Here is a 10,422-nt window from a genome sequence, read left to right on the forward strand (position 1 = left end):
GGCCGGGCCAGGCCGCCTCCTGCGGCTGAGGCCGCGGCGGCGCGGCCGGAGCCCTGGCGGCGTGAGCCCGTGGCCGGACGGTACGGGCGGGATGGGGCGGTACGGGCCGAGGCCGGGCCGGTTCGACCGGAGGAACGACGGAAGGGGGCGCTGAGCCTGTCGGCCCGCGCCCCCTTCCGGTGTCACACCTCAGCCGGTCAGCTGCCGCGCCCGGGCCACCAGGTCGCGCACCGAGTGATCGGTGAGCTCCGGGAGCCGGTCGTAGTCGAACCAGCGCAGGTCCAGCGACTCCTCGCTGATCAGCGCCTGCGCGCCGGCCGGGGCCAGCGCGATGTACTGGACGTCCAGGTGGGTGTTCTCCGGCCGGTCCTTGCCGGTGCAGCGGACCAGGTGCCGGTCCAGCTTGGCCGGCACCGGGGCGCCGCCGCTCTCCAGCAGCACCAGGTCGGGGATGCCGGACTCCTCCACGGCCTCGCGCAGTGCGGCCGAGGCGAGGTCGCGGTCGCCGGGCTCGCAGTGCCCGCCCATCTGCAGCCACATGCCGACCTTGGGGTGCAGGGTGAGCAGCACCCGCCCGGCCGCCGGGTCGACGACCGCCGCGCTCGCGGTGATGTGCGCGGGCAGGCAGGAGCGGTACAGGCCTTCGGGCTGCGCGGCGAGGTGCTCCAGGTAGTCGAGCCGCAGCTGCTCCTGGTCCTGGTCGGCGGGCCGCCACCCGGTCAGCGTGCGGACGGCGTCCGCGTGCAGGGTGGCGGCGGGCGTCTCGGTGTCCGTCATGCGGTGGGCTCGCCCTTCCCGCCGGTGCCGTCCTCGTCGGTCTTCGGCTGCTCGTCCTTCTTGGTGAGGTCGGGCTTGCCCGCCGCGGCCTCGCCGAGCAGCTTGTCGAGCGCGTCGAAGTCGATGCCGCCCTCCAGGTCGTCGGCGGAGCCCCGGTGCACGAAGGCGTCCGGGTCGTCCAGGTCGGCGGCGGTGGGCAGCATGTCCGGGTGCTCCCAGAGCGCGTCGCGGCCCTCGATGCCGCGGGCGTCGGCGAGGAGCGCCCAGAGCCGGGAGGCGTCGCGCAGCCGGCGCGGGCGCAGTTCCAGACCGACCAGGGTGGCGAAGGTCTGCTCGGCGGGCCCGCCGGCCGCGCGGCGGCGGCGGACGGTCTCGCGCAGTGCGCCGGCCTGCGGAAGGTGCGGCTCGGCGGCGGCGTGCACGACGGCGTCGACCCAGCCCTCGACCAGGGCGAGCGCGGTCTCCAGGCGGGCGAGCGCGGCCTTCTGCTCGGGCGTGTCCTCGGGCTGGAGCAGGCCTCCGGCCAGCGCCTCCTGGAGGGCCTCCGGGTTGCTCGGGTCGAGCTGGCCGACCAGCTCCTCCATCCGGGAGGTGTCGACCTTGATGCCGCGCGCGTAGGCCTCGACGGCGCCCAGCAGGTGGGCCCGCAGCCACGGCACGTGGGCGAAGAGCCGCTGGTGGGCGGCCTCGCGCAGGGCGAGGTAGAGGCGGACCTCGTCGGCGGGCACGCTCAGGCCCTCGCCGAACTCGGCGACGTTCTGCGGCAGCAGCGCGGCCTTGCCGGCCGGGGCGAGCGGCAGGCCGACGTCGGCGGAGCCGACCACCTCACCGGCGAGCGCGCCGAGCGCCTGGCCGATCTGGGTGCCGAACATGGCGCCGCCCATCGAGCGCATCACGCCCATCAGCGGGCCGGCCATGGCCTGCATCTCCTCGGGCAGGACGCCGCCCATGGCGTTGCCGACCCGCTCGGCGACCGGGTCCACCAGGTCCTTCCAGACCGGGAGGGTGGCCTCGATCCACTCGGCGCGGCTCCAGGCGACGGCGGTGCCGGCGCCGGAGGGGAACTCGGTGGAGCCGTCGAGCCACAGGTCGGCCAGGCGGACGGCCTCGGCGACGGCGGAGCGCTCGGCGGCGCTGACCGAGCGGTCCTTGCTCTTGCCCTCGGCGGGCTCGGCGACCACCGTCTGACGGGCGATGTTCGTGGCGAGGTCCCAGTTCACCGGGCCGCCCTCGAACGAGAGCATCTGGCCGAGCTGCTGGAAGGCGGCGCCGAGGTCTCCCGGGTTCATGCCGCCGAACATCGCGGCGAAGGGGTTGTCGGCACCGGCGCCGGTGCCGCCCGGGGCGCCGGGCATGCCGAAGATCGCACCGAAGGGGTTGCCGCCCCCGAAGCCGAACGGCTGCGGGCCGCTGCCGGACTGTTCCTGGTCCTTCTTCTTCTGGGCGTCGTCGGGCTTGGCCTTGCCGTCCTCGGGCTCCTCGGGCGGAACGCCGAATCCGAAGGGAAGGTCGCTCACGGGGTCCTCGATCCGGTCGGCCGTCATGCGGGTGTGGCGGGAAAGTCTGTACCCGGAGCGACGGCGGAGTGGGGGACTCGGGGGCGGCTCCCGCGCGGCAGGCCCGCGCCGGGTGCACCGCCGGGCCTTCGCCTCGGGCAGGATGGACGTACGTGACACACGTCCGTACGCACATAAAGCTAACCGTGGAGGATGGCCGGTGAGTTCCCCGCCCTCGGACGTTCGCTCTGGGCTGACCGGAGGAGAGGACGTGTCGGACACCACGGCGTCGCCGCCTCCAGCCTACGGCGGACGGCCGCTGACCGTGGCGGTCACCGGTGCCGCGGGCGTGCTGGGCGAGCGGGTCGCCGCCCGGCTGGTGGCCTCCTCTCACGTGCGGAAGGTCCTCGCGGTGGACGACCGGCGCGGTGAGGTGCCGGGCGTGCACTGGCGGGTGCTCGACGTGCGGGACCCGGCGGTGGCCGAGCGGTTGGCCGGTGTCGACGTGGTGGTGCACCTGGCGATGGACTTCGGCATGGAGTCCGACGCCCGGGCCCGCAGCGCCTACAACGTGCGCGGCGCCCAGACGGTGCTGACCGCGGCCGCGGCCGCCGGGGTGCACCGGGTGGTGCTGTGCACCTCGGCGATGGTCTACGGCGCGCTGGCCGACAACGAGGTGCCGCTGGCGGAGGACTCCGAGCTGCGGGCCACCGAGGAGGCCTCGCTGGTCGGGGACCTGCTGGAGATCGAGCGGCTGGCCCGCCGGGCGCCGCGCGCCCACCCGGGCCTCCAGGTGACGGTGCTGCGCCCGGCCGTGGTGGTGGGCCCCGGCGTGGACACCGTGCTGACCCGGCACTTCGAGGCGCCCCGGCTGCTGGTGGTGGCCGGGTCCCGGCCGTGCTGGCAGTTCTGCCACGTGGACGACCTGGCGTCGGCGCTGGAGTACGCGGCGCTGGGCCTGGTCGAGGGCGAGGTGACGGTCGGCTGCGACGGCTGGCTGGAGCAGGAGGACGTCGAGCGGCTGTCCGGGATCCGGCGGATGGAGCTGCCGGCCTCGCTGGCACTCGGCACGGCGGCGCGGCTGCACCGGCTGGGCCTGACCCCCGCCCCGGCCGGGGACCTGGCGTACACGATGTACCCGTGGGTGGTGTCCGGCAGCCGGCTGCACGAGGCGGGCTGGCGCCCGGCGCACACCAACGAGCAGGTGCTGGCCGAACTGCTGGACCAGGTGTCCGGCAAGCACGCGGTGGCCGGGCGCCGGCTGGGCGGCAAGGAGGCGGCGACCAGCCTGGGGGCGGCGGGGGCGACGGTGGCGCTGGTCGGTACGGCGGCGCTGGTGCGCCGGGCCCGCAAGCGGCGGCGGTTCTGATCGGCCGGGGGAGCCGGTCGACGGGCGACACTTCTCACGATGCGAAATTTCCCCACCGTGATGCGGAAAGTACTTGCCCCGCACCATCCCCGATGGGGAATCATGGGGTCATGTCCGAGATCCACGACCCCATCCGCCTGCTCGCCATCCGCGACACCCCGCTCTCGCTGGACGAGGTGTACGAGGCGGTCGGTGACGACGCGGCCGGCGGCACCACCGTCTTCGTCGGGACGGTCCGGGACCACGACGGCGGCAAGTCGGTCGCCGCGCTGGAGTACAGCTGCCACCCCACCGCCGAGCAGGAGATGCGCCGGATCGCCGAGAAGGTGGTCGCGGACTTCCCGGTCCGGGCGCTCGCCGCGGTCCACCGGGTGGGCCGGCTGGAGATCACCGACAAGGCCGTGATCGTCGCCGTCTCCTGCGCCCACCGCGGCGAGGCCTTCGCCGCCGCCCGCCGGCTGATCGACGACCTCAAGCACGAGGTGCCGATCTGGAAGCACCAGGTCTTCTCCGACGGCGAGGAGGAGTGGGTCGGCGCCGGCGGCTGCTGAGACCACTCCCGGTGCGACGGAACCGACATGCACACCTCGTGCGTCCGTCGGGTCAGGCGCGCCGTGGCTTCACTCCGACGGGTGCGCAACGGCACCCCGAATACTCCCTGGAAGTGAGCCGATCGGCCGTGCCGTAACCCGGACGGCGCCGGCCGCGTTGTCCGCCGGAGTGGTTAATCTGCTCATAGGCACGACGAGCTGGGAGTACTGGTATGGGTGCGCTCGCCTGGTTGATCATCCCGGGTGTCGCCGGCGTGGCCGCAGGCCTCTGGGCGGTGTGGGCCCAGCGGGAGCCGCGGGCCACCGGGGACCCGGCCTCACTCGCCGAACACCGGCGCTTCATGGCCGCCATGGAGCGCACCACCGCCGGCACCGCCGGTGAGCGCCCCGGCAGGTAGCCCGGCGGGCGCCGGTTCAGGCGCGTCCCGTACTGTCGAGGCATGCCACGCCGCTCCGCGACGATGCTCGCTGCCACCCTGCTGCTCATAGCGCTGCTCTGCGTCTCGGTGCTGATGAAGGTGCCGTACACGGAGATGAGCCCGGGGCCGACGTACAACACGCTCGGCAACCAGGGCGGCAAGCCGGTGATCAGCATCAGCGGGCACGAGTCGTACCCGACGACCGGGCACCTCAACATGACCACCGTCCAGGTCACCGGGGCCAAGTACGAGCCCAGCCTGGTCAACGCGGTGGTCGGCTGGCTGCGGGACGACGTGCTGGTGGTGCCGCACGACAACGTCTACCCGAAGGGGCAGTCGGACGCGGACGCCAAGAAGCAGAACGCCGAGGAGTTCGCCTCTTCCGAGGACAGTGCCCGCACCGCGGCGCTCAAGCAGCTGGGCGTCCCGGTCGGCAGCGAGCTGATCGTGAAGTCGGTCACCGCGGGCGCCCCGGCCGAGGGCCGGCTGCACGCGGGCGACCAGATCGTGGCCGTGGACGGCGCACCGGTCGGCTCGGTCGACCAGGTGGTCGCGGCCGTCACCAAGCACAAGCCGGGCGAGCCGGTGGTCTTCACCGTCGTGCCGAGGGTCAAGGACGCGGGCGGCGCCGCCGCGCCGGGCGGGAAGACCGACGTCACCGTGCCGACCGTACGGGCCAAGGACCTCGACCCGAAGGCCCCGGCCGAGCGGGCGGAGCTCGCGGTGGTGGGCATCGGCACCGGGATCCGGCACACCTACCCGTTCCAGATCGACATCGGCCTGCAGGACGTCGGCGGCCCCAGCGCAGGCCTGATGTTCTCGCTCGGCATCATCGACAAGCTGACCCCGGGCGGCGACCTCACCGGCGGCAGGTTCGTGGCCGGCACCGGGACCATCGACGACGACGGCAAGGTCGGCCCGATCGGCGGCATCTCGATGAAGCTGATCGCCGCCCGGGACGCCGGGGCCGAGTACTTCTTCACCCCGTCCTCGAACTGCGCCGAGGCGAGCAAGAACGTCCCGTCCGGGCTGACCCTGGTCAAGACGGACACGCTGGACGGCGCGCTGAAGTCGCTGGAGCAGCTCCGCTCCGGGCAGACCTCCGCGCTGCCGTCCTGCGCCACCAAGTAGCCACCGGGCAGCTGTCGGGCAGCCGCCGGGGAAGGCGTCAGGCGAAGGTCGCCAGCAGCGCGTCGGTCAGGCCCGGCACCAGGTCGGGGCCGGTCAGCACCTCGCGGGCGACGTCCTTGGAGCGCAGCCGCAGGGCGATCTCCTTCTTGCCGTCGCGGAGCACCGCGGCGGTGATCCGCACCTCCTCGCGCTTGGGGTGGTTGGCCACCCACTCGGCGAGCTGGGCGTCGGTGGCACCCCGCGGGCGGGACTGCTCGGCGCCCGGGGGCAGCATCAGGCGCTCGACGACCAGGGCGCAGCCGGCCACGGCGTCGGGCCAGGCGATGGTGCCGAGGAACTTGTCGAGTTCCATGCCGGCCGGCAGCTCGTCCTGCTCGATCGGGGTCAGGCCGGTCTCGTCGCCCTCGGCGAGGCCGAGCTGCTTGGCGATCTTCGGGTTGGCCTTGCGCAGGGCGGCGCTGTCCACCAGGGCGAACAGCCGGGCCGGGAGGTCCCAGCCGAGGGTGGCGGCGTACTCGTCGATCTCCAGCGCGGCCCGGGTCAGCGGGGTGGCGGCCGGGAGCTTGGAGACGTCGTCGGGGGAGTTGTTCAGATCAGACGCGTCGGACATGCCTCAATCCTCACACGCCGGGCGGCCCGCGCTCGCCGGACGGTCCGTGCCCGCCGGGAGAGCCCGCCGGGAGAGTCGCCGAAGAGGCGCCGGAAGAGCCGCCGAAGGGCCGGAGGAGCCGCGGCGGGGACGGCCGGAAGCGGGCGGGGGTCGTAACCGTCTGCTAACGGTGGGAACTCGGCCAAAGCCTGGTTAAGTTGCTCTGACGACCGACCCCATTCAGACGACACAGCCGAGGTGCCACCGTGGTCTTCCAGATGCCCGAACGCTCAGGGCCGGGTTTCCGGCGCAGGGTAGGCCCGCCCTCCCGGCGGGCGCGGGTGGCCCTGCTGACCCTGGGCGTGCTCGCGGTGCTCTTCCTGCTGTTCGTCATGTTCGCGGGCTTCTGGACGGACTGGCTGTGGTTCAGGTCGGTCCACTTCTCCTCGGTGTTCACCACCCAGCTGTGGACGAAGATCGGCCTGTTCGCGGTGTTCGGCCTGCTGATGGCGGTGATCGTCGGCTTCAACATCTGGCTGGCGCACCGGCTGCGGCCGCCGCTGTCGGCGATGTCGGTGGAGCAGCAGAGCCTCGACCGCTACCGGGCCGGCCTGGCGCCGTTCAAGCGCTGGGCGCTGATCGGGGTCTCGCTGGTGATCGGCCTGGTGGCCGGTGCCGCGGCCTCCGGCCAGTGGCGGACCTGGCTGATGTGGACGAACTCGACCTCCTTCGGTGAGAAGGACTCCCAGTTCGGCATGGACGTCTCGTTCTACGCCTTCGACCTGCCGTTCTACGAGTTCGTGCTGGGTTTCGCGTTCAGCGCGGTGATCGTCTCGCTGCTGACCTCGGCGCTGGTGCACTACCTGTACGGGGGGCTGCGGCTGCAGGGTCCGGGCCGCCGGGCGAGCGCGGGCGCGCAGGGGCACCTGGCGGTGCTGCTGGGCGTGTTCGTGCTGCTGAAGGCCGTCGCGTACTGGCTGGACCGGTACGCGCTGGCGGTGAAGACCGGCTCGTACAAGGGTGTCTCCGGCTGGACCGGCCTGCGCTACGTGGACGCCAACGCGTTCCTGCCGGCCAAGACCATCCTGTTCTTCGTCGCGATCATCTGCGCGGTGCTGTTCTTCCTGACCCCGATCCGTCGCACCTGGGCCCCGGCCCTGATCGGCCTGGGGCTGATGGTGCTGTCGGCGGTGCTGATCGGCGGGCTGTACCCGGCGATCGTGCAGCAGTTCCAGGTCAAGCCGAACGAGCAGGCCAAGGAGACGCCGTACATCCAGAAGAACATCGACGCCACCCGCCAGGCGTACGGGATCGCGGACGCGCAGACCACCCCGTACACCCCGCAGGGCTCGACCACCACGGACGCGCTCAAGCCGGACGCCCAGACCGTCTCGGACATCCGGCTGCTGGACCCGAACGTCGTCTCGCCGGCGTTCCAGTCGCTGGAGCAGCAGCGCAACTACTACGCCTTCCCGAACACGCTGGACGTGGACCGCTACGGCACCGGGCAGGACAAGCAGGACAGCGTGATCGGCCTGCGCGAGCTCGACCTCAACGGCGTGCAGCGCAACTGGATCAACGACCACTTCAAGTACACCCACGGCTACGGCGTGGTGGTCGCCAAGGGCAACCAGGTCGACGACAAGGGCCAGCCGGTGTTCACCGAGTCGGGCCTGCCGGCCTCCGGCACGCTGGGCGACTACCAGCAGCGGATCTACTACGGCGAGAAGACCACGACGTACTCGATCGTCGGTGGCACGAACAAGGAGATCGACTACACCGATCCCAAGACCGGCCAGAACGCCGAGACCACCTACGAGGGCAACAGCGGGGTCTCGCTGGACAACCCGCTGACCCGGGCCGCCTACGCGGTGCGCTTCGCCGAGCCGCAGATCCTCTACGCGGGGGCCATCACCGACGGCGCCAAGGTGATCTACAACCGGACGCCGAAGGAGCGGGTGGAGAAGGTCGCGCCGTGGCTGTCGATCGACGCCGACCCGTACCCGGTGGTGCAGGACGGCCGGGTGGTCTGGGTGCTGGACGGCTACACCACGTCGGACGGCTTCCCGTTCTCCTCGAAGACGACGCTGGGCGCCGCCACCAAGGACTCGCTGACCAACCAGCGCGGTGAGCTGCTGACCGCCGCCAACCAGGTCAACTACATCCGCAACTCGGTCAAGGCCACGGTGGACGCCTACACCGGCGAGGTGAAGCTCTACCAGTGGGACGAGAAGGACCCGGTGCTGAAGACCTGGATGAAGGCCTTCCCCGGCACCGTGGAGCCGAAGGCGGACATCCCGCAGACGCTGCTGCCGCACCTGCGCTACCCGCAGGACATGTTCAAGGTGCAGCGCGACCTGCTCGGCCAGTACCACGTCACCGACGCCAACTCCTTCTTCAACGGCAGTGACATCTGGCAGACCCCGGTGGACCCGACCAGCGACACCAAGCAGGTCCAGCCGCCGTACTACGTGACGGTGCGGATGCCGGACACCAACGCCGCGAGCTTCTCGCTCACCAGCACCTTCGTGCCCAACCAGCGGCCCAACCTGGCGGCGTTCATGGCCGTCAACGCGGACCCGGGGGACGACTACGGGAAGATCCGCATCCTGAAGATGACGGGCGAGAGCGGCGCCCCCGGCCCGGGCCTGGTGCAGTCGAAGTTCAACTCCCGCCAGGAGGTGGCCAACCAGATCTTCGCGCTGAAGAGCGGCGGCGACGCCGAGCTGGAGTACGGCAACCTGCTGACCCTGCCGGTCGGTGGCGGACTGCTCAACATCGAGCCGGTGTACGTGCGCGGACGCGGCGCCAAGTACCCGACGATGCAGAAGGTCCTGGCGGTGTACGGGGACGACAACGTGGCGTTCGAGGACACCCTGGAGGCCGCGCTGAAGAAGGTGTTCGGCGGGGCGCCCCCGGCGGCCACGCCGACCGCGCCGTCCACGCCCGGCACCGGGACGACGCCGACCACCCCGACCCCGCCCACCGCGCCGGCGCCGGGCGGGACGATCTCGCCGGAGCTCCAGAAGGCGCTCTCGGACGCGGAGAAGGCGTACAACGACAGCCAGACCGCGTTCAAGAACGGCGACTGGGTGGCCTACGGCAACGCCCAGAAGGCGCTCGGCGACGCCCTGAAGGCCGCCACGGCGGCCCGCGGCGGCAGCCCGGCACCGGCCCCGACCGGCACTCCGGCCCCGGGTGCCACCGGGGGCGGAGTGACCAGCCCGCAGCCGTAGCCCGCTGAGCTGCGGTAACCGTTTTCCGTTCCACCCCGCATCCGTGCTATGGTTCAACCACCGACGCGGGGTGGAGCAGCTCGGTAGCTCGCTGGGCTCATAACCCAGAGGTCGCAGGTTCAAATCCTGTCCCCGCTACAAAGGCCAGAGGCCCGGAGGATCCTTCCTCCGGGCCTCTGGTGTTTTCCGCGCCGTTCTCGCACGGAAGCGGCGGGAACCGCTCCGGTACTATCGACCGTCGCCAAGGACGACGGCAGTGGGGTTTGTGGGGTTGAAGTGTCGGGAAATCGACAAAGCGCCGAAGCAATTTCGTCGGCTTCGGGTCGGCCCCGCCGGAATTCGGCCGGGGCAGGTGTACGCGGGTACTGGGTGATGCGACGATGGGACACATGGGGGACGGTGCACGGCCGCTGACCGGCCGTCGGATCCGGCACCTCTCCTGGGAGTCCCCCCGGCCGCACGCCGGGGCACTATGCCGCGACACTCTGGGGGAGCGGGAGTCGGCATGAGGCTGATCGGCAAGTCAGGCGCCAAGTCCTCGGCGGCCGCCGAGGCGGACACCGACGCCTGGGCGGAGAGCACCGAGAGCACCGGAAGCCGCCCCGGAGCCCTGCCCGCCCAGCGCACCAGCGGACTGTCCGAGCGCCCCACCCCGGGCTACGGGCCCGACAGCCTGGTCCACGTGCCGACCCGTCAGTTCGCCGCCGCCGTCGGCGCCTACGGCGAGCAGTCCGGCGGCGAGCCGGCCGCCGGAGCCGCGCTCGACCCGGCCGGCCTCGACTCGACCAGCTTCGAGACCGCCCTCGCCGCCCGCGAGTCCGCCGCGCTGGAGGCCCGCCACCGGCAGGCCGCCG

The 10,422-nt window shown here is 72.3% G+C and carries 8 protein-coding genes, 1 tRNA gene and 1 pseudogene; 7 read left to right on the forward strand and 3 right to left on the reverse strand.

Annotation, left to right across the window (positions count from 1 at the left end; genetic code table 11):
* Positions 1 to 189: 189 nt before the first annotated feature.
* The gene (locus KS423_RS27455) at positions 190 to 777 is read right to left on the reverse strand and encodes an NUDIX hydrolase (protein WP_224282460.1); all 588 of its coding nucleotides are present in this window, start codon (positions 775 to 777) and stop codon (positions 190 to 192) included.
* Complete coding sequence (locus KS423_RS27460) at positions 774 to 2,294, reverse strand: zinc-dependent metalloprotease (protein ID WP_224282461.1); 1,521 nt, start codon at positions 2,292 to 2,294, stop codon at positions 774 to 776. Before KS423_RS27460 ends, KS423_RS27455 begins: the two co-directional genes overlap by 4 nt.
* Before the next feature lie 199 nt (positions 2,295 to 2,493).
* Between KS423_RS27460 and KS423_RS27465 the strand changes: the two genes are divergently transcribed.
* From KS423_RS27465 to KS423_RS27480, 4 genes are all read left to right on the forward strand, one after another.
* Entirely contained in the window at positions 2,494 to 3,642 is a 1,149-nt protein-coding gene (locus KS423_RS27465; protein WP_224282462.1) for an NAD-dependent epimerase/dehydratase family protein, read from the forward strand.
* 110 nt (positions 3,643 to 3,752) lie between these two features.
* Positions 3,753 to 4,193 carry a molybdenum cofactor biosynthesis protein MoaE gene (locus KS423_RS27470; protein ID WP_224282463.1) on the forward strand — a complete coding sequence of 147 codons (441 nt, stop codon included), beginning with the start codon at positions 3,753 to 3,755 and terminating at the stop codon, positions 4,191 to 4,193.
* A 212-nt stretch (positions 4,194 to 4,405) separates the two neighbouring features.
* The gene (locus KS423_RS27475; protein ID WP_224282464.1) at positions 4,406 to 4,591 is read left to right on the forward strand and encodes a hypothetical protein; all 186 of its coding nucleotides are present in this window, start codon (positions 4,406 to 4,408) and stop codon (positions 4,589 to 4,591) included.
* A gap of 42 nt (positions 4,592 to 4,633) precedes the next feature.
* Entirely contained in the window at positions 4,634 to 5,743 is a 1,110-nt protein-coding gene (locus KS423_RS27480; RefSeq protein WP_224282465.1) for a PDZ domain-containing protein, read from the forward strand.
* A 37-nt stretch (positions 5,744 to 5,780) separates the two neighbouring features.
* Here KS423_RS27480 and KS423_RS27485 read toward each other — a convergent pair whose 3' ends face one another.
* Positions 5,781 to 6,353, reverse strand: coding sequence for a PPA1309 family protein (locus KS423_RS27485; RefSeq protein WP_224282466.1), 573 nt, complete (start codon positions 6,351 to 6,353; stop codon positions 5,781 to 5,783).
* Positions 6,354 to 6,610: 257 nt separating this feature from the next.
* Here KS423_RS27485 and KS423_RS27490 point away from each other — a divergent pair, with 257 nt between their 5' ends.
* From KS423_RS27490 to KS423_RS27500, 3 genes and pseudogenes are all read left to right on the forward strand, one after another.
* Complete coding sequence (locus KS423_RS27490; protein ID WP_224282467.1) at positions 6,611 to 9,568, forward strand: UPF0182 family protein; 2,958 nt, start codon at positions 6,611 to 6,613, stop codon at positions 9,566 to 9,568.
* Between the two features lie 64 nt (positions 9,569 to 9,632).
* Positions 9,633 to 9,706: transfer RNA gene (locus tag KS423_RS27495), tRNA-Met, on the forward strand.
* Between the two features lie 367 nt (positions 9,707 to 10,073).
* Positions 10,074 to 10,422: pseudogene (locus tag KS423_RS27500) on the forward strand (sel1 repeat family protein); the annotation flags it as partial.

The organism is Streptomyces sp. LS1784 (assembly GCF_020103755.1).
Lineage (GTDB): Bacteria > Actinomycetota > Actinomycetes > Streptomycetales > Streptomycetaceae > Kitasatospora.

Excerpts from the sequence above, each read along its gene's own strand:
- KS423_RS27455 (WP_224282460.1), bottom strand. The coding sequence starts at position 777 with ATGACGGACACCGAGACGCCCGCCGCCACCCTGCACGCGGACGCCGTC.
- KS423_RS27470 (WP_224282463.1), top strand. The coding sequence starts at position 3,753 with ATGTCCGAGATCCACGACCCCATCCGCCTGCTCGCCATCCGCGACACC.
- KS423_RS27475 (WP_224282464.1), top strand. The coding sequence starts at position 4,406 with ATGGGTGCGCTCGCCTGGTTGATCATCCCGGGTGTCGCCGGCGTGGCC.
- KS423_RS27480 (WP_224282465.1), top strand. The coding sequence starts at position 4,634 with ATGCCACGCCGCTCCGCGACGATGCTCGCTGCCACCCTGCTGCTCATA.
- KS423_RS27485 (WP_224282466.1), bottom strand. The coding sequence starts at position 6,353 with ATGTCCGACGCGTCTGATCTGAACAACTCCCCCGACGACGTCTCCAAG.
- KS423_RS27490 (WP_224282467.1), top strand. The coding sequence starts at position 6,611 with ATGCCCGAACGCTCAGGGCCGGGTTTCCGGCGCAGGGTAGGCCCGCCC.